This window comes from Bacillus sp. FSL L8-0099 (genome assembly GCF_038006385.1).
GTDB classification, from domain to species: Bacteria; Bacillota; Bacilli; order Bacillales; family Bacillaceae_G; genus Bacillus_A; species Bacillus_A toyonensis.
Window position 1 is genome coordinate 90,001 of the sequence record NZ_JBBOVC010000001.1, and the last position, 23,739, is coordinate 113,739.

Sequence of the window (23,739 nt, forward strand, 5' to 3'; positions counted from 1 at the left end):
CGGAACACGTGAAATTCCGTCGGAATCTGGGAGGACCATCTCCCAAGGCTAAATACTCCCTAGTGATCGATAGTGAACCAGTACCGTGAGGGAAAGGTGAAAAGCACCCCGGAAGGGGAGTGAAAGAGATCCTGAAACCGTGTGCCTACAAATAGTCAGAGCCCGTTAATGGGTGATGGCGTGCCTTTTGTAGAATGAACCGGCGAGTTACGATCCCGTGCGAGGTTAAGTTGAAGAGACGGAGCCGCAGCGAAAGCGAGTCTGAATAGGGCGTTTAGTACGTGGTCGTAGACCCGAAACCAGGTGATCTACCCATGTCCAGGGTGAAGTTCAGGTAACACTGAATGGAGGCCCGAACCCACGCACGTTGAAAAGTGCGGGGATGAGGTGTGGGTAGCGGAGAAATTCCAATCGAACCTGGAGATAGCTGGTTCTCCCCGAAATAGCTTTAGGGCTAGCCTTAAGTGTAAGAGTCTTGGAGGTAGAGCACTGATTGAACTAGGGGTCCTCATCGGATTACCGAATTCAGTCAAACTCCGAATGCCAATGACTTATCCTTAGGAGTCAGACTGCGAGTGATAAGATCCGTAGTCAAGAGGGAAACAGCCCAGATCGCCAGCTAAGGTCCCAAAGTGTGTATTAAGTGGAAAAGGATGTGGAGTTGCTTAGACAACTAGGATGTTGGCTTAGAAGCAGCCACCATTTAAAGAGTGCGTAATAGCTCACTAGTCGAGTGACTCTGCGCCGAAAATGTACCGGGGCTAAATACACCACCGAAGCTGCGAATTGATACCAATGGTATCAGTGGTAGGGGAGCGTTCTAAGTGCAGTGAAGTCAGACCGGAAGGACTGGTGGAGCGCTTAGAAGTGAGAATGCCGGTATGAGTAGCGAAAGACGGGTGAGAATCCCGTCCACCGAATGCCTAAGGTTTCCTGAGGAAGGCTCGTCCGCTCAGGGTTAGTCAGGACCTAAGCCGAGGCCGACAGGCGTAGGCGATGGACAACAGGTTGATATTCCTGTACCACCTCTTTATCGTTTGAGCAATGGAGGGACGCAGAAGGATAGAAGAAGCGTGCGATTGGTTGTGCACGTCCAAGCAGTTAGGCTGATAAGTAGGCAAATCCGCTTATCGTGAAGGCTGAGCTGTGATGGGGAAGCTCCTTATGGAGCGAAGTCTTTGATTCCCCGCTGCCAAGAAAAGCTTCTAGCGAGATAAAAGGTGCCTGTACCGCAAACCGACACAGGTAGGCGAGGAGAGAATCCTAAGGTGTGCGAGAGAACTCTGGTTAAGGAACTCGGCAAAATGACCCCGTAACTTCGGGAGAAGGGGTGCTTTCTTAACGGAAAGCCGCAGTGAATAGGCCCAAGCGACTGTTTAGCAAAAACACAGGTCTCTGCGAAGCCGTAAGGCGAAGTATAGGGGCTGACACCTGCCCGGTGCTGGAAGGTTAAGGAGAGGGGTTAGCGTAAGCGAAGCTCTGAACTGAAGCCCCAGTAAACGGCGGCCGTAACTATAACGGTCCTAAGGTAGCGAAATTCCTTGTCGGGTAAGTTCCGACCCGCACGAAAGGTGTAACGATTTGGGCACTGTCTCAACCAGAGACTCGGTGAAATTATAGTACCTGTGAAGATGCAGGTTACCCGCGACAGGACGGAAAGACCCCGTGGAGCTTTACTGTAGCCTGATATTGAATTTTGGTACAGTTTGTACAGGATAGGCGGGAGCCATTGAAACCGGAGCGCTAGCTTCGGTGGAGGCGCTGGTGGGATACCGCCCTGACTGTATTGAAATTCTAACCTACGGGTCTTATCGACCCGGGAGACAGTGTCAGGTGGGCAGTTTGACTGGGGCGGTCGCCTCCTAAAGTGTAACGGAGGCGCCCAAAGGTTCCCTCAGAATGGTTGGAAATCATTCGTAGAGTGCAAAGGCATAAGGGAGCTTGACTGCGAGACCTACAAGTCGAGCAGGGACGAAAGTCGGGCTTAGTGATCCGGTGGTTCCGCATGGAAGGGCCATCGCTCAACGGATAAAAGCTACCCCGGGGATAACAGGCTTATCTCCCCCAAGAGTCCACATCGACGGGGAGGTTTGGCACCTCGATGTCGGCTCATCGCATCCTGGGGCTGTAGTCGGTCCCAAGGGTTGGGCTGTTCGCCCATTAAAGCGGTACGCGAGCTGGGTTCAGAACGTCGTGAGACAGTTCGGTCCCTATCCGTCGTGGGCGTAGGAAATTTGAGAGGAGCTGTCCTTAGTACGAGAGGACCGGGATGGACGCACCGCTGGTGTACCAGTTGTTCTGCCAAGGGCATAGCTGGGTAGCTATGTGCGGAAGGGATAAGTGCTGAAAGCATCTAAGCATGAAGCCCCCCTCAAGATGAGATTTCCCATAGCGTAAGCTAGTAAGATCCCTGAAAGATGATCAGGTTGATAGGTTCGAGGTGGAAGCATGGTGACATGTGGAGCTGACGAATACTAATAGATCGAGGACTTAACCATATAATATGAAGCAAATGTTATCTAGTTTTGAAGGAATATGCCTTCATAGTTTGGTGATGATGGCAGAGAGGTCACACCCGTTCCCATACCGAACACGGAAGTTAAGCTCTCTAGCGCCGATGGTAGTTGGGACCTTGTCCCTGTGAGAGTAGGACGTCGCCAAGCAACTAAAACACGAGTCAAATGACTCGTGTTTTTTCGTGTTTTATTTTATAATCCATAGTAATAAAAAAATGTGTTTAAAGTATTAATATTTTGATTAAATACAGGAGAATGTGGCTAGGATAGTGAATAAGCAAAAGAGTTGCAAATTTTATTAATACGTATATAATTAAAGTCAAAGATAGTCAAAGTCAATAAAGGTGGCGGATAAATGAGAAATATATCTGATATCATTGAGCAATATCTAAAGCAAGTTATTGACTTAAGCAATAATAATGTGATTGAAATTAAGAGAAATGAGATTGCGGATCGGTTCGAGTGCGTACCATCTCAAATCAATTATGTAATCAATACCCGTTTTACGTTAGAAAGAGGATTTGTAGTAGAAAGTAAACGTGGTGGAGGAGGTTACATTCGCATTATAAAAGTCAAACTGCATGACGATATAGACATTATTGATCAAATGCTTCATATGATTGATCATAGTGTTGCGCAAGGGAATGCAGAAAGCATGATTATACGTTTAATAGAAGAGGGAATCATAACAAATCGTGAAGCGAAACTGATGTTAAGCGTAATAGATCGTTCTGTATTATCAATGGATGTTCCTTCTCGAGATGAACTTAGGGCTCGAATATTATGCGCAATGTTAAGAACACTGAAATATAAATAAATATAGCTTTTGTAAAAGAATGATGACTAAGATAAAGCAGTTAAATGTTGTAGAAGTTTTGAAAAAGAACATGCACTTTTATTTAAACGGATTCAGGAAAGCGAACAATCTAGTAATGTATGAAAAGTATCATGAGATAGAGCGTTCCTGTTGTAAAGGTGGGGATAGTGATGACTTGTCAAAACTGTAATATAAGACCAGCGACTTTACATTATACAAAAGTAATTAACGAGAAGAAGGCGGAAGTTCATCTTTGTGAGCAATGTGCAGAGCAAAGTGGCTATACGTCTTTCTTTCAATCATCGCAGTCTAACTTTTCATTTCATGATTTATTTGCTGGTTTATTACACGGTGAATCAACAATGTTTGAAGAAGGAAAAAATGGATTTTCAAATGCAAATATAGTAAGATGCCCAGATTGTAAGATGACATATGAACAATTTACAAAAGTGGGACGTTTTGGCTGTTCTTCTTGCTACGATACATTTAAGGAGCATTTAAAGCCACTATTAAAACGTCTTCATGGTGGGCATACAGATCATTGTGGAAAAATTCCGGAACGTATAGAAGGAAATATCCACTTAAAGAAAGAATTAGATGAACTAAAACTCATTCTGAAACAATGCGTACAGAAAGAGGAATTTGAGAAAGCTGCAGAGGTAAGAGATAAGATTCGAGGTCTTGAAATACATCTTAGTGAGCATAGAGAGGGGGAATAGTTCTATGTCACTGGACAAAATTATGAATGAAGCGATTAGTCCATGGATGAAGGGGGATGGCCCTGATTCTGATATTGTTTTAAGTAGTCGAATTCGTTTGGCTCGTAATTTTAAACAATATCAATTTTCTACTATGCAAAACGAAGAAGAAGCTAAACAGATTCATGAATTATTTAAAAAGAAATTTATAAATAAAGCAGTAGGGTCCTTTGGGGAGTTTGGACTATTAAAGATGAATGAATTAACCCCTCTTCAAAGGAGAGTTTTAGTCGAAAAGCATTTAATTAGTCCAAATCTTGCAGGGACAGAATATGGAGCATGTCTACTATCAGAAAGTGAACATATTAGTGTTATGCTTAATGAAGAAGACCATATTCGGATTCAGTGCCTATTTTCAGGATTACAGTTATCAGAGGCGCTTCAAAGCGCCAATCAAATAGATAATTGGATTGAGAAAGAAGTTGAATACGCTTTTGATGAATCACTTGGATATATTACAAGCTGTCCTACTAATGTTGGCACAGGGTTAAGAGCTTCTGTGATGATTCATTTACCGGGACTGGTTTTAACAAAAAGAATTAGCCGTATTATACAAGTAATTCAAAAATTAGGGTTAGTAGTAAGAGGAATATACGGTGAAGGTAGCGAAGCGTTAGGTAATATATTTCAAGTGTCAAATCAAATGACGCTAGGAAAGTCTGAAGAAGATATTATTGCAGATTTAAAAGGTGTCATTCAACAAATTATACAGCAAGAAAAAATGGCTAGAGAATTAATTGTACAAAATTCAAGTATTGAACTTGAAGATAAGGTTTATCGTTCTTACGGCATACTAGCAAACAGTCGTTTAATTCAATCTGCAGAAGCTGCTAATTGCTTATCAGATGTACGACTTGGTATTGATCTAGGATATATAAAAGGTATATCGAGAAATATTTTGACGGAGTTAATGGTTCTTACTCAACCGGGCATTTTACAACAATACGCGGGAGGACCTTTAGGGCCAGAAGAAAGAGATTATCGAAGATCAACCTTAATCCGTGAGCGATTACGTATTGAAAAAAACTAAGCGCAAGTAGGAGGCGATTTCTATGATGTTTGGAAGATTTACAGAAAGAGCACAGAAAGTATTAGCTTTATCTCAAGAGGAAGCAATTCGTATTGGGCATAATAATATTGGAACAGAACATATTTTACTTGGGCTTGTACGCGAAGGTGAAGGAATTGCAGCAAAAGCGTTAATTGCTCTTGGATTAAGTCCAGAGAAAGTTCAAAAAGAAGTAGAAGCGTTAATTGGGCGTGGAACAGAAGCTTCTCAAACTGTACATTATACACCTCGTGCTAAAAAGGTTATTGAATTATCTATGGATGAAGCGCGTAAGCTAGGCCATTCTTACGTTGGAACAGAACACATTTTACTCGGTTTAATCCGTGAAGGTGAAGGTGTAGCGGCACGTGTTTTAAATAATTTAGGTGTAAGTTTAAATAAAGCGAGACAACAAGTGTTACAACTTCTTGGAAGTAATGAAGCTAGTTCAGGTCATCAAGGTGGTTCAGCAACAAATGCAAATACACCGACACTTGACAGTTTAGCAAGGGACTTAACAGTTGTTGCACGTGAAAATCGCTTAGACCCTGTTATTGGACGTGGTAAAGAAATTCAACGTGTAATTGAGGTGTTAAGCCGTAGAACGAAAAACAACCCAGTATTAATCGGTGAGCCTGGTGTAGGTAAAACGGCAATTGCAGAAGGATTAGCACAGCAAATTGTAAATAATGAAGTTCCTGAAACTTTAAGAGATAAACGTGTTATGACACTAGACATGGGTACAGTAGTAGCTGGAACGAAATATCGCGGTGAATTTGAAGACCGTTTAAAGAAAGTGATGGATGAAATTCGCCAAGCAGGCAATATTATTCTATTTATTGATGAGCTTCATACATTAATTGGTGCCGGTGGAGCAGAAGGTGCAATCGATGCATCGAATATTTTAAAACCATCTTTAGCACGAGGAGAGTTACAATGTATTGGGGCGACAACTTTAGATGAGTATCGCAAATATATTGAAAAAGACGCGGCTTTAGAAAGACGTTTTCAACCAATTCATGTTGATGAGCCAAGTTTAGAAGAATCGATTCAAATCTTGAAAGGTTTACGTGACCGTTATGAGGCGCATCACCGTGTATCTATTACAGATGACGCTATTGATGCAGCTGTAAAACTTTCAGATCGTTATATTACAGATCGCTTTTTACCGGATAAAGCAATTGATTTAATTGATGAAGCTGCTTCAAAAGTTCGCTTACGTTCTTATACAACACCACCAAACTTAAAAGAGCTTGAAGTGAAGCTTGAGGAGATTCGAAAAGAAAAAGATGCGGCTGTACAAAGTCAAGAATTTGAAAAGGCTGCATCTTTACGTGATATGGAACAACGCTTACGAGAGAAGTTAGAAGATACAAAACGTCAATGGAAAGAGCAACAAGGAAAAGAAAATTCAGAGGTTACGGTAGAAGATATTGCAAATGTCGTTTCTACATGGACGCGTATCCCAGTTTCTAAACTTGCACAAACAGAGACTGATAAATTATTAAACTTAGAATCCATTCTTCATGATCGTTTAATTGGTCAAGATGAAGCGGTAGTAGCTGTAGCAAAAGCTGTTCGTCGTGCGAGAGCAGGATTAAAAGATCCGAAGCGCCCAATTGGTTCATTTATTTTCTTAGGGCCAACAGGTGTAGGTAAAACAGAACTTGCAAGAGCACTAGCAGAATCTATGTTCGGTGATGAAGATGCAATGATTCGCATCGATATGTCAGAGTATATGGAGAAGCATTCTACTTCCCGTTTAGTTGGTTCTCCTCCAGGATATGTTGGATATGAAGAAGGTGGACAATTAACAGAGAAAGTTCGTCGCAAGCCATATTCAGTTGTCTTATTAGATGAGGTAGAGAAAGCTCATCCGGATGTGTTTAATATTTTACTACAAGTATTAGAAGATGGTCGTTTAACCGATTCTAAAGGACGTACAGTAGATTTCCGTAATACAATTGTTATTATGACATCTAACGTTGGGGCAGATGCATTAAAACGTAATAAGTATCTTGGATTTAACGTACAAGATGAGAGCCGCGATTATTCGGATATGAAAGGTAAAGTAATGGATGAACTGAAAAAAGCATTTCGTCCAGAATTCTTAAACCGTATTGATGAAATTATCGTATTCCATATGCTTGAGAAAAAACATATTCAAGAAATAGTAACTCTTATGGTAAATCAGTTAGTGAATCGCTTAAAAGAACAAGAAATCGAATTGCAATTAACAGAAGGGGCAATTTCTGCTATTGCTGATAAAGGATTTGATCGTGAGTACGGTGCTCGTCCGCTTCGTAGGGCAATTCAGAAGCATGTAGAAGATAGACTATCTGAAGAACTTTTAAAAGGTGCTATTGAGAAAGGACAAAAAGTTATCTTTGATGTAGAAGGAGAATCATTTGTCATTCATAGTGCGGAAAAGGTAAAATAAGTATAGACAAACAAAGAGGGCTACGCGATAGCCCTCTTTCTTGTACGAGAAGGATAAACGTTTATAGACGAAAGTGAAGTGAACTATAAAAAGGTATGGCTAAAAAGAAAACGAAATTTATATGTCAAGAATGTGGTTATCAGTCACCGAAATATATGGGTAAATGTCCCGGATGTGGTCAATGGAATACACTTGTTGAAGAGATGGAACCAGTTGTATCATCAAGGCGCCTTAATTACGCGAATGCAATTCAAACGGAAGTAACAAAACCAAGACGTCTTACTGAAGTAGAAACAAAGTCTGAGGCACGTATTGAAACGGAATTTCAAGAGTTTAACCGTGTGCTTGGTGGCGGAATTGTAGATGGGTCCTTAGTACTTATTGGTGGAGACCCTGGGATTGGAAAATCAACATTACTATTACAGATTTCATCGCAATTAGCAGATTCTTCATATGATGTATTATACATATCGGGTGAGGAGTCGGCAAAGCAGATTAAACTTCGTGCAGATCGTTTGCATGTAAAGGGTAGCAATCTATTTGTTGTAGCAGAGACAGACCTGCAGCGTATTGCAGCACATATTGAAGAAATGAATCCAGCTTTTGTTGTTATTGATTCTATTCAAACGATACATTTACCTGAAGTGACGTCAGCACCAGGAAGTGTGGCGCAAGTACGTGAATGTACAGCGGAATTAATGAAACTTGCAAAAACAAAAGGAATCCCTATTTTCATCGTCGGGCATGTGACAAAAGAAGGAGCAATTGCAGGACCTCGTATGTTAGAACATATGGTCGATGCAGTTCTCTACTTTGAGGGAGATCGACACCATACGTATCGTATTTTACGAGCTGTGAAGAACCGTTTTGGTTCCACGAATGAAATGGGTATCTTTGAAATGAAAGAGCTTGGTCTTGCGGAAGTTTTAAATCCTTCTGAAATCTTCCTTGAGGAAAGGCCGGTTGGTGTTGCAGGGTCAACAGTAGTTGCTTCAATGGAAGGAACAAGACCGGTTTTAGTAGAAATACAAGCTTTAATCTCCCCTACTAGTTTTGGAAATCCTCGAAGAATGGCGACGGGAATTGATCATAACCGTGTTTCGCTTATTATGGCAGTATTAGAAAAAAGAACAGGCTTACTATTGCAAAATCAAGATGCATATTTAAAAGTAGCTGGTGGTTTGAAATTAGATGAACCGGCAATTGATTTAGCAGTGGCTTTAAGTATAGCCTCAAGTTTTAGGGATAAATCTACGGCACCAACCGATGCAGTAATAGGAGAAGTAGGATTAACTGGAGAAATAAGAAGAGTATCAAGAATCGAACAACGTGTACAAGAAGCGGCTAAATTAGGATTTCAACGTGTTATTATTCCTAGAAAAAACTTAGGAGGATGGACAATTCCAGATGGGATTGAGGTTGTAGGTGTTTCTAATTTAGGAGAAGCGCTTCGTTTGACATTAGGAGGCTAGGCTATGGAAGAAAATAAGCAACGTGTCAAAAGTATGATTAATATTTTACAGCTCGTGGCCCCAGGGACACCACTGCGCGAAGGGATAGATAATGTACTTCGCGCACAAACAGGGGGACTAATTGTTCTTGGATATAATGAGCAGATTAAAAGTATTGTTGATGGCGGTTTTCACATTAATTGTGCATTCTCTCCTGCTAGTTTATATGAATTAGCAAAAATGGACGGGGCACTTATTTTAAATGAAACGGGAAGTAAAATTTTAATAGCAAATGCACAGTTAGTTCCAGAGGCATCTATTGATTCTATTGAAACAGGCATGCGTCACCGAACAGCAGAACGTGTAGCGAAGCAGACTGGTAGCCTTGTTGTAGCTATTTCACAAAGACGTAACGTAATTACGCTATATCAAGGGAACTTACGTTATACACTAAAAGATATAGGGGTTATTTTAACAAAGGCAAATCAAGCTATTCAAACGTTAGAAAAATATAAGGCTGTATGGAATGATGGTATTACAAATTTGGGCATTCTAGAATTTGAAGAGGTCGTTACAATGTCCGAGGTCGTTCACGTTTTACATAGTGTTGAAATGGTACTGCGTATTAAAAATGAAATATTGAGCTATATTCATGAGCTAGGAACAGAAGGTAGGTTAATCCGTTTACAACTTACAGAACTACTAGCTGATTTAGAGGCAGAGGCAGCATTATTAATCAAAGATTATCACCAAGAAAAAACACAAGACCATCATCAAATTTTGAAAAAGTTGCAGGACCTTGCAAATACACAACTTTTAGAGGATAGTGATTTAGTTAAATTACTTGGCTACCCAGGGCAAACGAGTTTAGAAGAAAGTGTGACGCCAAGGGGATATCGAATCACAAGCAAAATCTCTCGTGTTCCGCCACTTATCATTGAAAATTTAATTAATCGATTCAAAACGTTGCAAGGTGTTTGTCGCGCGACTATTCATGAATTGGATGATGTGGAAGGAATTGGAGAAGTAAGGGCGAAGAAAATACGAGAAGGCTTAAAAAGAATTCAAGAGCATCTCTATATGAGTAGACACAATTAAGAATATTACATTGATTCCATAATATAACGACACTAGAACATTTTTGGTATATGATATGATATATTGGTAAATAAAACTATTTATAAAAAAACACGTCCGCTTTTGCATTCGGCGTTTTGATTAGCGAAACAATGGTTAATAATGAGTAGGAGGTGGTTGGATGTTAAAACGGATCGTACAGCTCTTCTTTCTAGTAATTGGGGGAGCGTTAGGGATTTACTTAATCCCAAAAGTTATTAATGTATTAGACATCGGTGCTGTTCCTTTATTGGAAGGATCGTATGTTCGTGCAATTATTGGTGCAATTATTTTATTTTTAACAACATTTTGGCTTGTAGATTATATTGTTCAACTTATTAAGCATATTGAAGAGGCTCTTGTAAAGGCGCCTGTAGCAGATGTTTTATTTGGTACATTAGGGTTAATCTCTGGTCTCATTGTTGCATATTTAATTTTAATACCAATTCGTGAATTTACAATTCCGGTTATTAGCACAGTATTGCAAGTGTTCTTTACTCTTTTACTTGGATATTTAGGATTCCAAGTAGGATTTAAAAAGAGGAATGAATTGCTAGGATTATTTACATTACCCCAACGCGGAGGTAAGAAGAAAAACAATAGTGAGAACGAAGAGATAGAGGTAGAAAAATCTACGGCTCATTGGAAAATTCTCGATACGAGTGTAATTATTGATGGACGTATTGCTGATATTTGCCAAACGAAGTTTTTAGAAGGAACAATTGTAATTCCACAATTCGTATTAGAAGAGCTTCAGCATATTGCCGACTCCTCCGATGCTTTAAAGCGTAATCGTGGTCGCAGAGGACTAGACATTTTAAATCGTATTCAAAAAGAGATGCCGATTCCGGTAGAAATTTATGAAGGCGATTTCGAGGATATTCAAGAGGTGGATAGCAAACTTGTAAAGTTAGCTAAAATCACCGGTGGAACTGTAGTAACAAATGATTTTAACTTAAACAAAGTTTCTGAATTACAAGGAGTAACGGTGTTAAACATTAATGATTTAGCTAATGCAATTAAACCAGTTGTACTCCCTGGCGAAGAATTAAGTGTTTATGTTGTGAAAGATGGTAAAGAGCAAAACCAAGGTGTTGCGTACTTAGATGATGGTACGATGATTGTAGTAGAAGATGGTAGAGAGTATGTAGGTTCGCAACTTAATGTACTAGTTACTAGCGTATTACAAACATCGGCTGGTCGTATGATTTTCGCAAAACGTAAATTATTAGAAAAAGCATTATAGGTAGAGGATTATTAATATGTATACATTAATTATTCCGGCAGCCGGTCAAGGAAAGCGGATGGGTGCTGGCAAAAATAAGTTGTTCTTACTTATAAATGAAGTACCGATTATCGTGCATACATTACGTGCTTTTGAAAGAGATAAGGCGTGCAAAAGTATTGTTATGGCAATTAACGAAGAGGAACGCCCGTATTTTGAAGAATTAATGCAGAAGTATCCGATTGAAAAACAGGTGCAATTTATTCAAGGTGGGGCTGAAAGACAAGATAGTGTATATAACGCGATTCAGCATGCAAGTGATGTGGAATACGTTCTTGTGCATGACGGAGCGCGCCCATTCGTAACGAATAAAGTGATTCAAGATGTATTAACAGCAGCAGAAAAATATGGGGCTTCCATTTGTGCAGTGCCAGTAAAGGATACAGTGAAGAAAGTAGAGCAAGGTGTTGTTGTCGAAACGGTAGAACGATCTCAGCTTAAGGCTGTACAAACACCGCAAGGGTTCTCTGTTTCGCTTTTGTTAGAAGCTCATAGAAGTGCAAAACAGAGCTGTTTTCTTGGTACAGATGATGCAAGTCTCGTAGAACGCATTGGTAAGCAAGTAGGTGTAGTAGAGGGGAGTTACTATAATATTAAAGTGACGACTCCAGAGGATTTACTAATTGCTGAAAGTTTCCTTCATGTTCAGAAAAAATAGCCGTGATGGTGTATAACAAAGGAAAGCTCGGCAATAGCCGGGCTTTTCTTTGTAAGGATATCGATATAATATAGAGTCATAAAGCTCAGTGGTTTAGCTCAAGGAGGATGTAAAGAATGTTTCGAATTGGACAAGGTTTTGATGTACATGAATTTGCGGAAGGTAGACCGTTAATTATTGGCGGAATTACAATTCCTCATGAGAAGGGATTAATCGGTCACTCAGATGCGGATGTATTGTTACATACGATTGCTGACGCATGTCTAGGAGCAATTGCAGCAGGAGATATTGGAAAGCATTTTCCTGATACTGATCCTGCCTTTAAAGATGCAGATTCAGCTATATTACTACAAAAGGTTTGGGAATTTGTACGCGAACAAGGTTACGAGCTAGGAAATCTAGATTGTACAATTATTGCTCAAAAGCCAAAAATGGCACCGCATATTGAAAGTATGCGTAAACGTATTAGTGAACTGTTAGAAACGTCTATAGATAACATTAATGTAAAGGCAACAACAACAGAAAAATTAGGATTTACAGGTAGAGAAGAAGGAATTGCTTCTCAAGCAGTGGTATTATTACAGAAAAAATAATGGTTTTTAATTCGTAAGATGGATAATCACATTTTTTTGTTGTACAATTATAGAATGTGTTGACATTAAGAATGGAAGGTGTACCAATTATGGAAAAGCAAGTGAGAGTGCGCTATGCGCCAAGTCCAACAGGACACTTACATATCGGAAATGCGCGTACGGCATTATTTAATTATTTATTTGCTCGTCATCAAGATGGTAAGTTTATTATTCGTATTGAAGATACTGATGTAAAACGTAATGTTGCAGGTGGAGAAGAAAGCCAATTAAAATACTTGAAATGGCTCGGTATGGACTGGGATGAAGGTGTTGATGTTGGTGGTGAATTCGGACCATATCGTCAAACAGAGCGTTTAGATATTTATAAAAAATTATATCTAGATTTATTAGAGCGTGGTTTAGCTTACAAATGTTATATGACAGAAGAAGAGCTGGAAGCAGAGCGTGAAGGACAAATTTCTCGTGGTGAAACACCTCGTTATGCAGGTAACCATCGTGATTTAACTGAAGAACAAATGAAAGAATTTGAAGCTGAGGGACGTATTCCAAGTATTCGTTTCCGTGTACCAGCTGATCGTGATTACACATTCAAAGACATCGTAAAAGATGAAGTCGCATTCCATTCAAATGATTTCGGTGATTTTGTTATCGTGAAAAAAGATGGAATTCCAACTTATAACTTTGCGGTAGCAGTAGATGATCACTTAATGGAGATTACACATGTGCTTCGTGGCGATGATCATATTTCAAATACGCCAAAACAAATGATGATATATGAAGCTTTCGGTTGGGACATCCCACAATTCGGTCATATGACCCTAATTGTTAACGAAAGCCGTAAAAAGTTAAGTAAACGTGATGAATCTATTATTCAATTTATTGAGCAATATAAAGAGCTAGGATATCTTCCAGAAGCAATCTTTAACTTTATTGCACTACTAGGTTGGTCGCCGGTAGGAGAAGAAGAAATCTTCTCTAAAGATGAGTTCATCAAAATGTTCGATGCAGCTCGTTTATCAAAATCACCTGCATTATTTGATTCTCAAAAATTAAAATGGATGAACAACCAGTATATGAAAAAGCAAGATTTAGATACGGTTGTAGAGTTAAGTTTACCGCATTTAGTGAAAGCTGGACGTGTGGGCGAAACTTTAAGTGAACAAGAACAAGCTTGGATTCGTGATGTAATTGCTTTATATCATGACCAAATGAGTTTCGGAGCTGAAATCGTAGAGCTTTCTGAAATGTTCTTTAAAGATCATGTTGATTATGAAGAAGAAGGGCAAGAAGTGTTAAATGGTGAACAGGTACCTGAAGTACTTCGTGCATTTGCTGGTCAAATAGAAGCTCTAGAAGCGATGGAGCCTGCAGCGATTAAGGCAGCTATTAAAGCAGTTCAAAAGGAAACAGGGCATAAAGGTAAAAACTTATTTATGCCAATCCGTGTTGCTACTACTGGTCAAACACATGGTCCAGAGCTTCCTAATGCGATTGCACTTCTTGGGAAAGAAAAAGTTTTAAATCGTCTTCAAAAAGTAATTGGTTAACATTTTCTAGGTTTAGAAATATAATAAGTATACTTAAAATCTAATAAGGAAAAGCGACGAGAAGGAGAAGTAGAAAATCAGGCTTTTTACAGAGAGAACCACCTTTAGGCTGGAAGTGGTTTATAAGCGGATTTTTGAAATGCCCCTTCGAGTCTTCTGCTGAACAACGAATTGTTTCGTGAAATGTCTTAGGGCGTAAAGTAAGCAGAAGCGGTGTACACCGTTATCATGGATGAGTTTGAGGCTTTTTTATTAGCCTAAACAGAGTGGAACCGCGCTTAAAAGGCGTCTCTGTCAATATGACAGAGGCGTCTTTTTTTATACCGTAAAAGTGGGTATAAGTATAAGTTTGATCTCCTTGTATAAAGATTTAGAGGATAAGTGGGGAGTTAAGGGAGTTAGTTCACTCGAAAAAGCAGCCCATAAAGGGGAGGGGACATCGATGTTTAAGAGGCTTCGGGAAGATATTGAAGTCGTTTTTGAACAGGATCCAGCGGCACGAAGTTATTTCGAAGTCATTTTGACTTACTCTGGATTACATGCAGTTTGGGCCCATCGAATTGCACATGCTTTTTATAAAAAGAATTTCTTTTTTATTGCACGTTGGATTTCACAAGTTAGTCGGTTTTTTACTGGCATTGAGATTCATCCAGGAGCAACAATTGGTCGTCATTTTTTCATTGACCATGGAATGGGGGTTGTAATTGGAGAAACGTGTGAGATTGGTGATAATGTAACAATTTATCAAGGTGTTACATTAGGTGGTACGGGAAAAGAAAAGGGAAAGAGGCACCCTACAATTCAGGATAATGTATTAATTGCAACAGGTGCTAAAGTACTAGGCTCAATTACTGTTGGAGAGAATTCTAAAATTGGAGCAGGATCCGTTGTATTAAAAGAAGTCCCTGCGCATTCTACAGTTGTAGGTATACCTGGCCGAGTCGTTATTCAAAATGGAGTGAAGATTGGTCAAGAGTTAAATCATTCCGATCTTCCGGATCCGATTTTTGATAAATTAAAGGTTATGGAAGCAGAACTTGATAAATTGAAAAAGCAACTTGAAGTAAAGGTAGAAAGGAAGGATAAAAATGACTATTCACATTTATAATACGCTAACACGTCAAAAGGAAAAGTTTATTCCATTAGAAGAAAATAAGGTAAAGATGTATGTTTGCGGTCCTACAGTATATAACTACATCCATATTGGGAATGCGAGACCCCCTATGGTGTTCGATACAGTACGCCGTTATTTAGAATACAAAGGGTACGAAGTGCAGTATGTATCTAACTTTACTGACGTAGATGATAAATTAATTAAAGCAGCAAATGAATTAGGTGAAGATGTACCGACAATTGCTGACCGTTTCGTTGAAGCATATTTTGAAGATGTAACCGCACTAGGTTGCAAACATGCAACAGTTCATCCGCGTGTAACAGAAAATATGGATATTATTATTGAATTTATTCAAGAACTTGTGAATAAAGGGTATGCATATGAATCAGAAGGTGATGTGTACTTTAGAACGAAAGAATTCGAAGGTTACGGTAAATTATCGCATCAGCCAATCGCTGATTTACGTCATGGTGCACGTATTGAAGTAGGAGAAAAGAAACAAGACCCTCTTGACTTTGCTTTATGGAAAGCTGCAAAAGAGGGAGAAATCTTCTGGGAAAGCCCTTGGGGGAAAGGACGTCCAGGGTGGCATATTGAATGCTCAGCGATGGCACGTAAGTACTTAGGGGATACAATTGACATTCATGCTGGTGGTCAAGACTTAGCATTTCCTCATCATGAAAATGAAATTGCACAGTCCGAGGCGTTGACTGGAAAAACATTTGCACGTTACTGGATGCATAATGGATATATTAATATTGATAATGAGAAGATGTCTAAGTCACTTGGAAACTTCATTTTAGTTCACGATATCATTAAGCAATATGATCCACAGTTAATTAGATTCTTTATGCTATCAGTACATTACCGTCATCCAATTAACTTTAGTGAAGAGTTATTACAAAGTACGAATAACGGGCTAGAAAGAATTAAAACAGCTTACGGTAACTTAAAGCATCGTATGGAAAGTAGCGCGAATTTAACAGATCATAATGAGAAATGGTTAGCTGAGATGGAAAAATTCCAGGCTGCATTTGAAGAAGCAATGGATGATGACTTCAATACTGCTAATGCGATTACTGAATTATATAATGTAGCAAATCACGCAAATCAATATTTATTAGAAGAACATACTTCTAAAGTTGTAATTGAAGCATACGTGAAACAACTTGAAACATTATTCGATATTTTAGGATTAGAATTAGCAAAAGAAGAATTGCTTGATGAGGAAATTGAGGCGCTTATCCAAAAGCGTATTGAAGCTCGTAAAAATCGTGATTTCGCATTATCTGATCAAATTCGCGATGATTTAAAAGAACGTAATATTATTTTAGAAGATACCGCACAAGGTACAAGATGGAAAAGAGGATAAGAATGATTGATGCAAAGCAATTAAACAGCTTAGCGTTAGCATATATGGGTGATGCGGTATATGAACAATATATCCGCTATCACCTCCTTCAAAAGGGAAAGGTTCGTCCTAATCAATTACATCGCTTAGGGACGAGCTTTGTTTCGGCAAAAGCACAGGCGAAAGTTGTTTATCATTTATTAGAGACGTCATTTTTGACAGAGGAAGAAGAGGCGGTATTAAGAAGAGGGCGTAATGCAAATTCAGGTACCGTTCCGAAAAATACGGATGTACAAACATATCGACATAGTACAGCCTTTGAAGCGCTAATTGGTTATCATCACTTATTAAATAATCGTGAAAGATTAGACGAAATTGTATATAAGGCAATTGCAGTTTTAGAAGAAAAGGAAGGGGGCACATCATCATGAGTAGTGAATATATTATCGGACGTAACCCTGTAATTGAAGCGTTACGATCAGGGAGAGATATTAATAAAATTTGGATCGCAGAAGGTGCTGCCAAAGGGCAAGTGCAGATTGTACTAGCATTAGCGAAAGAAAATAAGATTATTTTACAACATGCACCAAAGAAGAAGTTAGATCAATTAGTTGAGGGTAATCATCAAGGTGTAATTGCTCAAGTAGCTGCATACCAGTATGCTGAATTAGAAGATTTATTCAAAGTAGCAGAAAAACGTAATGAAGATCCATTCTTCTTAATCTTAGATGAAATTGAAGATCCGCATAACCTAGGTTCTATTATGCGTACTGCTGATGCCACAGGAGCTCATGGGGTTATTATTCCGAAAAGAAGGGCTGTAGGACTTACAGCATCAGTTGCGAAAGCATCAACAGGAGCAATTGAATATATTCCAGTTGCGCGCGTAACAAACTTATCTCGCACAATTGATGAATTGAAGGAACGCGGACTTTGGATTGCTGGTACAGATGCCAAAGGAAAAACGGATTACCGTAATTTAGATGGTAAAATGCCGATTGGATTAGTAATTGGTAGTGAAGGAAAAGGTATGAGTCGTATTATTGGTGAAAAGTGTGATTTCTTAATTACTTTACCGATGGTTGGTAAAGTTACATCCTTAAATGCTTCAGTAGCCGCAAGTTTGTTAATGTATGAGGTATATCGTAAACGTCACGAAATTGGTAAATAAAAAATGAACGATATTTTAATCGTTGACGGTTACAACATTATCGGAGCTTGGGGAGACTTGAAAAAACTACGGGATGTAGATTTGCAATCATCAAGAGACGCGCTTATTGATAAGATGGCGGATTATCAAGGATATACAGGAACGAAAGTAATGATAGTCTTTGATGCCTATACAGTCCACGGTATTGAAAAAAAGATGAAACAATCGCGGGTGGAAGTAATATTCACGCGCAAAAATCAAACTGCGGACGAAAAGATAGAGAAACTTGCGATTGAGCTTAGAAATATAAATACACAAATATATGTTGCGACTTCTGATTATACGGAACAATGGGTTATATTTGCGCAAGGTGCCCTTCGGAAATCTGCGCGTGAATTAGAGTTAGAAGTACAAGCGATGGAACAACAAGTAAGAAGACGTACAAAAGACACGAAAGAAAAGCAACCTGCCATGCGAAAGATATTTAGTGAGGATATTACAGAAAAATTAGAAAAATTAAGAAGAGGAGAGCGTTGAAGCATTGACGCTCTTTGTCTTTTTACTGTATAATATTGCTAAATAAATAGCGGTCGGAGGGATCAAGGTGGAAGCAGGCTTCGTAAGTGTAGGCGACGTTACATTTCGTGATTTAGAGGATGAGGCAATCGTTGAGTTAGTTCGAAAAGGTAATACTGACGCTCTAGAATATTTAATTCATAAATATAAGAACTTTGTTCGCGCGAAATCAAGATCTTATTTCTTAGTGGGTGCCGATCGAGAAGATATTGTTCAAGAAGGTATGATTGGATTGTTTAAAGCAATTCGTGATTATAAAGAGGACAAGCTGTCTTCGTTCAAAGCATTTGCTGAACTGTGTATTACTCGACAAATTATTACCGCTATTAAAACAGCAACAAGACAAAAACATATTCCTTTAAATTCGTATGTGTCTTTAGATAAGCCGATTTACGATGAGGAATCTGATCGAACGTTATTGGATGTTATTTCCGAAGCGAAGGTGACTGATCCTGAAGAGATGATCATTAGTCAAGAAGAATATACCGACATAGAGTCTAAAATATCTGAATTATTAAGCGATTTAGAAAGAAAAGTACTTTCTTTATACTTAGATGGTCGCTCTTATCAAGAGATTTCGGAACAGTTAAATAGACATGTGAAATCTATTGATAACGCTTTACAGCGGGTGAAGAGAAAATTGGAACGATATATGGAAATGAGAGAGAGTACAACTTTAAATTCATAGAAAGTAACGCAGGTGTAAATTAATTCACCTGTTTTCTTTTTGTAACGAGAGTGAGAGTCATGACATTGACATTGTCTTTTGTTGTATGATACATTTTTAGGGACATAATGTTACAAGGCTGGTGTAACTAATGAGGAAAAAAGTTGTACTCTCATGTGAAGAGTGTAAAAATCGAAACTACTCTACGATGAAAGATACGAGCTCAGTAGAGCGACTTGAGATAAAGAAGTTTTGTAAATCATGCAATAAGCATACAGTTCACAAGGAAACAAAATAAATAATACACTGGAGGTCCCGCAGATGCGTTTAACGAACTTTTTCGGCGATGTAGGTCGCGAAATGAAAAAAGTAAGTTGGCCTAAAAAAGATGAATTACTCCGCTCAACAGCGACTGTTATCGCTACAGTTGTGTTCTTTGCGATTTTCTTCGCAGTAGTTGATATGGGCATTTCTTCTTTAATTCGGTTAATTCTTGGTTAATTCTTGAATAAGAAGCACTTATCCATGATATAATGTTATTTATAAGAACTGTGTAAAAGCCCGGTGAACGGGTTTTTTCATTTGCGCAAAAAAATGTACGTCAGGGAGGGAAGGACGCTCGTCCTAAATGAATGGAAAAAAGTTGGTATGTTGTCCATACTTATTCTGGATATGAAAATAAAGTAAAGGCAAACCTAGAGAAACGTGTAGAATCAATGGGTATGCAAGATAAAATTTTCCGTGTTGTTGTCCCAGAAGAAGTAGAAGTAGAAATGAAAAATGGTAAAGAAAAAATAATGAAAAGAAAAGTGTTCCCAGGTTACGTGTTAGTGGAACTAATCATGACTGATGACTCTTGGTATGTTGTTCGTAATACACCGGGTGTAACAGGTTTTGTTGGTTCTTCAGGTTCTGGATCTAAACCATCTCCTCTATTAGAAGAGGAAGTTGTTACCATTATGAAGCATATGGGAATGGACAATGAAGTGGTTGATTTCGACTTTGAACTTCATGAGACAGTACGTGTAAATGAGGGACCATTCGCAGATTATACAGGTGCTATTGAAGAAATTGATGTGGAGAAGAAAAAAGTGAGTGTGCTTGTAGATATGTTTGGTCGCGAGACTCCAGTTGAACTTGACTTCCATCAAATTGAAAAATTATAAAATGAAACTTGAAATGAATTGTAAAAAGTGATAATATCTTTTAAGTCAGTACGTCTTCGTTATCGGAGACGTTTTTTGAAAGATTTTATCGTTACAGATAAAATATGACGTGGGAGGGCAAATCACTGTCCAATTGACCACATCACGGACTTAAGGAGGTGTGTCTCGTGGCTAAAAAGGTAATTAAAATGGTAAAGCTTCAAATTCCTGCAGGTAAAGCTAACCCAGCTCCACCAGTTGGTCCAGCATTAGGACAAGCAGGTGTTAACATCATGGGCTTCTGTAAAGAGTTTAACGCTCGTACAGCAGATCAAGCTGGTCTTATCATCCCTGTTGAAATTACGGTATTTGAGGACCGTTCATTCACTTTCATTACTAAAACTCCTCCTGCTGCTGTTCTTCTTAAGAAAGTAGCTGGTATTGAGTCTGGTTCTGGTGAACCAAACCGTAATAAAGTGGCAACTGTTAAGCGTGATAAAGTACGCGAAATCGCTGAAACTAAAATGCCTGACCTAAACGCTGCTAGCGTAGAAGCTGCAATGCGTATGGTTGAAGGTACTGCACGCAGTATGGGCATCGTTATCGAAGACTAATTCGATTTGTTTTTAAAAAAGGTTGCGGGTCTGGAATTCCAATTCGCAACCTTTATTATCGTAAATGATTATCGTTTTTTAAAATAAAAGGATGGCGCGCATCCTCAGGTTATCCCTGGAAAAAAGGCGTAAACGTGGGAGGTTATTCCGCTAAAACCACATTCGAGGAGGAAATAAAAATGGCTAAAAGAGGTAAAAAGTACGTAGAAGCTGCGAAGCTTGTTGATCGTGCAACTGCTTACTCTGCAACAGAAGCAGTAGAATTAGTAAAGAAAACAAACACAGCTAAATTTGATGCAACTGTAGAAGCTGCATTCCGTTTAGGTGTTGACCCTAAGAAAGCTGACCAACAAATTCGTGGCGCAGTTGTTCTCCCACACGGTACTGGTAAAGTACAACGTGTATTAGTATTCGCTAAAGGCGAAAAAGCAAAAGAAGCTGAAGCTGCTGGCGCTGAATTCGTAGGCGATGCTGATTACATCGGTAAAATCCAACAAGGTTGGTTCGACTTCGATGTAGTAGTAGCAACTCCTGACATGATGGGTGAAGTTGGTAAACTTGGTCGCGTATTAGGACCTAAAGGTTTAATGCCAAACCCTAAAACTGGAACAGTTACTTTCGATGTAACTAAAGCTGTTAACGAAATCAAAGCTGGTAAAGTTGAATACCGCGTTGATAAAGCTGGTAACATCCACGTTCCAATCGGTAAAGTATCTTTCGAAGATGCTAAACTAGTAGAAAACTTCAAAACAATTGCTGACACGCTACAAAAAGCTAAGCCAGCTGCTGCAAAAGGTACTTACATGAAGAATGCAACTGTTGCTTCTACAATGGGACCTGGCGTACGCGTAGACGTTTCTACACTTGCGTAAAAATTGGAAGTTGACTTCATAAAGAAGTTTTAATATAATCATTTATGTTGTGAATTTAAATAGTGTACCGTAGACAGTAGGTGTCATTCGACTTAATTTCCTACCTAGGTGTTAATATACGAAGCGGAATCTTTTTTTCTGTGACTATATGCCTCCATGTCTACAAGTTGGGCATGGAGGTTTTTAGTGCACTTTCGGTACATCTTCTATATAATCTACAGGAGGTGTAATAACATGAGCAAAGTAATCGAAACTAAACAACAAGTTGTAACTGAAATCGCGGACAAACTTCGCGCTAGTAAATCTACAATCGTTGTTGACTACCGTGGTTTAACAGTTTCTGAAGCAACAGAATTACGTAAGCAATTACGTGAAGCTGGCGTTGAGTTCAAAGTTTACAAAAACTCTTTAACTCGTCGTGCTGCAGAGTCTGCTGAAATGGCTGAGTTAAACGAATTCTTAACAGGACCAAACGCAATCGCGTTCAGTAACGAGGATGTAGTTGCTCCTGCGAAAGTATTAAACGACTTCGCTACAAAACATGAAGCTTTAGAAATTAAAGCGGGCGTAATCGAAGGTAAACTTGTAACACTTGATGAGGTTAAAGCTATCGCTACTCTTCCATCACGTGAAGGCTTACTTTCTATGCTTCTTAGCGTTCTTCAAGCTCCAATCCGTAACCTTGCACTTGCTACTAAAGCAGTTGCAGAACAAAAGGAAGAGCAAGGCGCTTAATTTTTTAAAAGATAATTACTTGTTATCTATAAAACAATACAAACCTATTTAAGGGAGGATATTTACAATGACTAAAGAACAAATCATTGAAGCAGTTAAATCTATGACTGTATTAGAACTTAACGACTTAGTAAAAGCTATCGAGGAAGAATTCGGCGTAACTGCTGCTGCTCCTGTAGCTGTAGCTGGTGGCGCTGGTGAAGCTGCTGCTGAGAAAACTGAATTTGACGTAGTACTTGCAAGTGCTGGCGCTCAAAAAATCAAAGTTATCAAAGCTGTACGTGAAATCACTGGTCTTGGCTTAAAAGAAGCTAAAGAATTAGTTGACAACACTCCAAAAGCAATCAAAGAAGGCGTTTCTAAAGAGGAAGCTGAAGAAATGAAAGCTAAACTTGAAGAAGTTGGCGCTGCTGTAGAAGTTAAGTAATTAACTTTTGATGCTTTAAAAAGCTCGCTCTCATGCGAGCTTTTTTTTTAACTGTAAAGAAAAGAGGTGGCCATATGGCAGACCATTATTTTTCTAACGACCCTTCTAGTAAGAGTGATCGTAAACGATGGGAATTTACGCTTCGTGAATCTCGATTTACTTTTTTATCTGACCATGGGGTGTTCTCGAAAAACGAAGTGGACTTTGGTTCTCGTCTTTTAATTGAAGCGTTTCAAATGCCAGATGTTAAAGGTAATGTGTTAGACGTAGGGTGTGGGTACGGTCCAATCGGTTTGTCGTTAGCGAAAGAGTTTCAAGATCGTGAAATTCACATGGTGGATGTGAATGAAAGGGCCTTGGGGCTTGCAAAAGAAAATGCCGCTAATAACAAAATTGAAAATGTACGTATTTTGCAAAGTAGTGTCTATGAAAATGTAGATGGCAAGTATGCTGTTATTCTATCTAATCCTCCAATTCGTGCTGGTAAAGATATCGTGCATGAGATTTTAGAAAAAGCTGTAGAGTATTTAGTTTCAGGTGGAGAATTGTGGATTGTTATTCAAAAGAAACAAGGTGCACCATCTGCGCTAAAAAAACTAGAAGAAGTATTTTCTGAAGTTGAAGTTGTAGAAAAGAAAAAAGGATATTATATCATAAAATCAAAAAAGCGTTGACGGTTATTTTTGGCTATGTTAACATTATACAATGCCAATATATGATTTTCTGCGTTGAGAAAAGATGTATATTTTTGTTTCTCTTGGAAAAGATAGTAAAATCAGCAGATTATGAAACAGAATGATGGTTTTCTTAAAGAAGCCATTTTTCTTTTTGAGCAGGTAGAAAGACTCAACGTATCTAT

Annotated in this window: 24 protein-coding genes, 2 rRNA genes and 2 other annotated features (1 of these 28 only partly in view); all 26 genes read left to right on the plus strand. The window is 38.9% G+C overall.

What is annotated here, in order from left to right; genetic code table 11:
- A 23S ribosomal RNA gene (locus tag MHH42_RS00500) occupies positions 1 to 2,498 on the plus strand (it extends 424 nt beyond the left edge of the window).
- A 49-nt stretch (positions 2,499 to 2,547) separates the two neighbouring features.
- Positions 2,548 to 2,663, plus strand: a 5S ribosomal RNA gene (gene rrf, locus MHH42_RS00505).
- 208 nt (positions 2,664 to 2,871) lie between these two features.
- Positions 2,872 to 3,333 (plus strand): transcriptional regulator CtsR, encoded by a 462-nt coding sequence (gene ctsR / locus MHH42_RS00510; RefSeq protein WP_001244560.1) that lies wholly within the window; start codon positions 2,872 to 2,874, stop codon positions 3,331 to 3,333.
- Positions 3,334 to 3,503: 170 nt separating this feature from the next.
- A complete protein-coding gene (locus MHH42_RS00515) occupies positions 3,504 to 4,052 on the plus strand; it encodes a UvrB/UvrC motif-containing protein (protein WP_000128388.1) in 549 nt (182 codons plus the stop codon).
- Positions 4,053 to 4,056: 4 nt separating this feature from the next.
- Positions 4,057 to 5,121, plus strand: a complete 1,065-nt coding sequence (locus MHH42_RS00520) for a protein arginine kinase (RefSeq protein ID WP_000050835.1) — start codon at positions 4,057 to 4,059, stop codon at positions 5,119 to 5,121.
- A gap of 22 nt (positions 5,122 to 5,143) precedes the next feature.
- Positions 5,144 to 7,579 carry an ATP-dependent protease ATP-binding subunit ClpC gene (clpC, locus tag MHH42_RS00525; protein ID WP_000971171.1) on the plus strand — a complete coding sequence of 812 codons (2,436 nt, stop codon included), beginning with the start codon at positions 5,144 to 5,146 and terminating at the stop codon, positions 7,577 to 7,579.
- A gap of 95 nt (positions 7,580 to 7,674) precedes the next feature.
- On the plus strand, positions 7,675 to 9,051 hold the full coding sequence (radA, locus tag MHH42_RS00530; RefSeq protein WP_001085199.1) for a DNA repair protein RadA: 1,377 nt from the start codon (positions 7,675 to 7,677) through the stop codon (positions 9,049 to 9,051).
- A gap of 3 nt (positions 9,052 to 9,054) precedes the next feature.
- Positions 9,055 to 10,128 (plus strand): DNA integrity scanning diadenylate cyclase DisA, encoded by a 1,074-nt coding sequence (gene disA, locus MHH42_RS00535; RefSeq protein ID WP_000392164.1) that lies wholly within the window; start codon positions 9,055 to 9,057, stop codon positions 10,126 to 10,128.
- Positions 10,129 to 10,288: 160 nt separating this feature from the next.
- Positions 10,289 to 11,392, plus strand: a complete 1,104-nt coding sequence (locus MHH42_RS00540) for a PIN/TRAM domain-containing protein (protein ID WP_000919680.1) — start codon at positions 10,289 to 10,291, stop codon at positions 11,390 to 11,392.
- A 16-nt stretch (positions 11,393 to 11,408) separates the two neighbouring features.
- Positions 11,409 to 12,089 carry a 2-C-methyl-D-erythritol 4-phosphate cytidylyltransferase gene (gene ispD / locus MHH42_RS00545; protein ID WP_000288308.1) on the plus strand — a complete coding sequence of 227 codons (681 nt, stop codon included), beginning with the start codon at positions 11,409 to 11,411 and terminating at the stop codon, positions 12,087 to 12,089.
- A 116-nt stretch (positions 12,090 to 12,205) separates the two neighbouring features.
- On the plus strand, positions 12,206 to 12,682 hold the full coding sequence (gene ispF / locus MHH42_RS00550) for a 2-C-methyl-D-erythritol 2,4-cyclodiphosphate synthase (RefSeq protein WP_000488380.1): 477 nt from the start codon (positions 12,206 to 12,208) through the stop codon (positions 12,680 to 12,682).
- An 89-nt stretch (positions 12,683 to 12,771) separates the two neighbouring features.
- The gene (gltX, locus tag MHH42_RS00555) at positions 12,772 to 14,229 is read left to right on the plus strand and encodes a glutamate--tRNA ligase (RefSeq protein ID WP_000415160.1); all 1,458 of its coding nucleotides are present in this window, start codon (positions 12,772 to 12,774) and stop codon (positions 14,227 to 14,229) included.
- 47 nt (positions 14,230 to 14,276) lie between these two features.
- Positions 14,277 to 14,525, plus strand: a binding site (T-box leader).
- Between the two features lie 146 nt (positions 14,526 to 14,671).
- Positions 14,672 to 15,337, plus strand: coding sequence for a serine O-acetyltransferase (gene cysE / locus MHH42_RS00560; RefSeq protein ID WP_000476498.1), 666 nt, complete (start codon positions 14,672 to 14,674; stop codon positions 15,335 to 15,337).
- Entirely contained in the window at positions 15,318 to 16,715 is a 1,398-nt protein-coding gene (gene cysS, locus MHH42_RS00565; protein WP_000152285.1) for a cysteine--tRNA ligase, read from the plus strand. The genes cysE and cysS overlap by 20 nt, the downstream gene beginning before the upstream one ends.
- Positions 16,716 to 16,717: 2 nt before the next feature.
- On the plus strand, positions 16,718 to 17,125 hold the full coding sequence (locus MHH42_RS00570; RefSeq protein WP_000564265.1) for a Mini-ribonuclease 3: 408 nt from the start codon (positions 16,718 to 16,720) through the stop codon (positions 17,123 to 17,125).
- Positions 17,122 to 17,865 (plus strand): 23S rRNA (guanosine(2251)-2'-O)-methyltransferase RlmB, encoded by a 744-nt coding sequence (rlmB, locus tag MHH42_RS00575; protein ID WP_000093761.1) that lies wholly within the window; start codon positions 17,122 to 17,124, stop codon positions 17,863 to 17,865. Before MHH42_RS00570 ends, rlmB begins: the two co-directional genes overlap by 4 nt.
- 3 nt (positions 17,866 to 17,868) lie before the next feature.
- Positions 17,869 to 18,381, plus strand: a complete 513-nt coding sequence (locus MHH42_RS00580; protein WP_000997879.1) for an NYN domain-containing protein — start codon at positions 17,869 to 17,871, stop codon at positions 18,379 to 18,381.
- 67 nt (positions 18,382 to 18,448) lie between these two features.
- Positions 18,449 to 19,108 (plus strand): RNA polymerase sporulation sigma factor SigH, encoded by a 660-nt coding sequence (locus MHH42_RS00585; protein ID WP_000387198.1) that lies wholly within the window; start codon positions 18,449 to 18,451, stop codon positions 19,106 to 19,108.
- Between the two features lie 130 nt (positions 19,109 to 19,238).
- Entirely contained in the window at positions 19,239 to 19,385 is a 147-nt protein-coding gene (gene rpmG / locus MHH42_RS00590; protein ID WP_081339668.1) for a 50S ribosomal protein L33, read from the plus strand.
- Between the two features lie 23 nt (positions 19,386 to 19,408).
- The gene (gene secE, locus MHH42_RS00595; protein ID WP_001241321.1) at positions 19,409 to 19,588 is read left to right on the plus strand and encodes a preprotein translocase subunit SecE; all 180 of its coding nucleotides are present in this window, start codon (positions 19,409 to 19,411) and stop codon (positions 19,586 to 19,588) included.
- A 131-nt stretch (positions 19,589 to 19,719) separates the two neighbouring features.
- Complete coding sequence (nusG, locus tag MHH42_RS00600) at positions 19,720 to 20,253, plus strand: transcription termination/antitermination protein NusG (protein ID WP_000415793.1); 534 nt, start codon at positions 19,720 to 19,722, stop codon at positions 20,251 to 20,253.
- A 167-nt stretch (positions 20,254 to 20,420) separates the two neighbouring features.
- Positions 20,421 to 20,846: a 50S ribosomal protein L11 gene (rplK, locus tag MHH42_RS00605; RefSeq protein ID WP_001085872.1), complete on the plus strand. Its 426-nt coding sequence runs from the start codon at positions 20,421 to 20,423 to the stop codon at positions 20,844 to 20,846.
- Positions 20,847 to 21,025: 179 nt separating this feature from the next.
- Positions 21,026 to 21,718, plus strand: coding sequence for a 50S ribosomal protein L1 (gene rplA, locus MHH42_RS00610; protein ID WP_002093855.1), 693 nt, complete (start codon positions 21,026 to 21,028; stop codon positions 21,716 to 21,718).
- Positions 21,719 to 21,767: 49 nt separating this feature from the next.
- Positions 21,768 to 21,913, plus strand: a sequence feature (ribosomal protein L10 leader region).
- A 39-nt stretch (positions 21,914 to 21,952) separates the two neighbouring features.
- The gene (gene rplJ / locus MHH42_RS00615; RefSeq protein ID WP_000048718.1) at positions 21,953 to 22,453 is read left to right on the plus strand and encodes a 50S ribosomal protein L10; all 501 of its coding nucleotides are present in this window, start codon (positions 21,953 to 21,955) and stop codon (positions 22,451 to 22,453) included.
- A 67-nt stretch (positions 22,454 to 22,520) separates the two neighbouring features.
- On the plus strand, positions 22,521 to 22,880 hold the full coding sequence (gene rplL, locus MHH42_RS00620; RefSeq protein ID WP_000159737.1) for a 50S ribosomal protein L7/L12: 360 nt from the start codon (positions 22,521 to 22,523) through the stop codon (positions 22,878 to 22,880).
- Between the two features lie 74 nt (positions 22,881 to 22,954).
- Entirely contained in the window at positions 22,955 to 23,554 is a 600-nt protein-coding gene (locus MHH42_RS00625; protein ID WP_000763276.1) for a class I SAM-dependent methyltransferase, read from the plus strand.
- The last annotated feature ends 185 nt before the right edge of the window (positions 23,555 to 23,739 follow it).

What these genes read in the sequence shown, in the direction of transcription:
- ctsR (WP_001244560.1), top strand. Translation starts at nt 2,872, where the DNA reads ATGAGAAATATATCTGATATCATTGAGCAATATCTAAAGCAAGTTATT.
- MHH42_RS00515 (WP_000128388.1), top strand. Translation starts at nt 3,504, where the DNA reads ATGACTTGTCAAAACTGTAATATAAGACCAGCGACTTTACATTATACA.
- MHH42_RS00520 (WP_000050835.1), top strand. Translation starts at nt 4,057, where the DNA reads ATGTCACTGGACAAAATTATGAATGAAGCGATTAGTCCATGGATGAAG.
- clpC (WP_000971171.1), top strand. Translation starts at nt 5,144, where the DNA reads ATGATGTTTGGAAGATTTACAGAAAGAGCACAGAAAGTATTAGCTTTA.
- radA (WP_001085199.1), top strand. Translation starts at nt 7,675, where the DNA reads ATGGCTAAAAAGAAAACGAAATTTATATGTCAAGAATGTGGTTATCAG.
- disA (WP_000392164.1), top strand. Translation starts at nt 9,055, where the DNA reads ATGGAAGAAAATAAGCAACGTGTCAAAAGTATGATTAATATTTTACAG.
- MHH42_RS00540 (WP_000919680.1), top strand. Translation starts at nt 10,289, where the DNA reads ATGTTAAAACGGATCGTACAGCTCTTCTTTCTAGTAATTGGGGGAGCG.
- ispD (WP_000288308.1), top strand. Translation starts at nt 11,409, where the DNA reads ATGTATACATTAATTATTCCGGCAGCCGGTCAAGGAAAGCGGATGGGT.
- ispF (WP_000488380.1), top strand. Translation starts at nt 12,206, where the DNA reads ATGTTTCGAATTGGACAAGGTTTTGATGTACATGAATTTGCGGAAGGT.
- gltX (WP_000415160.1), top strand. Translation starts at nt 12,772, where the DNA reads ATGGAAAAGCAAGTGAGAGTGCGCTATGCGCCAAGTCCAACAGGACAC.
- cysE (WP_000476498.1), top strand. Translation starts at nt 14,672, where the DNA reads ATGTTTAAGAGGCTTCGGGAAGATATTGAAGTCGTTTTTGAACAGGAT.
- cysS (WP_000152285.1), top strand. Translation starts at nt 15,318, where the DNA reads ATGACTATTCACATTTATAATACGCTAACACGTCAAAAGGAAAAGTTT.
- MHH42_RS00570 (WP_000564265.1), top strand. Translation starts at nt 16,718, where the DNA reads ATGATTGATGCAAAGCAATTAAACAGCTTAGCGTTAGCATATATGGGT.
- rlmB (WP_000093761.1), top strand. Translation starts at nt 17,122, where the DNA reads ATGAGTAGTGAATATATTATCGGACGTAACCCTGTAATTGAAGCGTTA.
- MHH42_RS00580 (WP_000997879.1), top strand. Translation starts at nt 17,869, where the DNA reads ATGAACGATATTTTAATCGTTGACGGTTACAACATTATCGGAGCTTGG.
- rpmG (WP_081339668.1), top strand. Translation starts at nt 19,239, where the DNA reads ATGAGGAAAAAAGTTGTACTCTCATGTGAAGAGTGTAAAAATCGAAAC.
- secE (WP_001241321.1), top strand. Translation starts at nt 19,409, where the DNA reads ATGCGTTTAACGAACTTTTTCGGCGATGTAGGTCGCGAAATGAAAAAA.
- nusG (WP_000415793.1), top strand. Translation starts at nt 19,720, where the DNA reads ATGGAAAAAAGTTGGTATGTTGTCCATACTTATTCTGGATATGAAAAT.
- rplA (WP_002093855.1), top strand. Translation starts at nt 21,026, where the DNA reads ATGGCTAAAAGAGGTAAAAAGTACGTAGAAGCTGCGAAGCTTGTTGAT.
- rplJ (WP_000048718.1), top strand. Translation starts at nt 21,953, where the DNA reads ATGAGCAAAGTAATCGAAACTAAACAACAAGTTGTAACTGAAATCGCG.
- rplL (WP_000159737.1), top strand. Translation starts at nt 22,521, where the DNA reads ATGACTAAAGAACAAATCATTGAAGCAGTTAAATCTATGACTGTATTA.
- MHH42_RS00625 (WP_000763276.1), top strand. Translation starts at nt 22,955, where the DNA reads ATGGCAGACCATTATTTTTCTAACGACCCTTCTAGTAAGAGTGATCGT.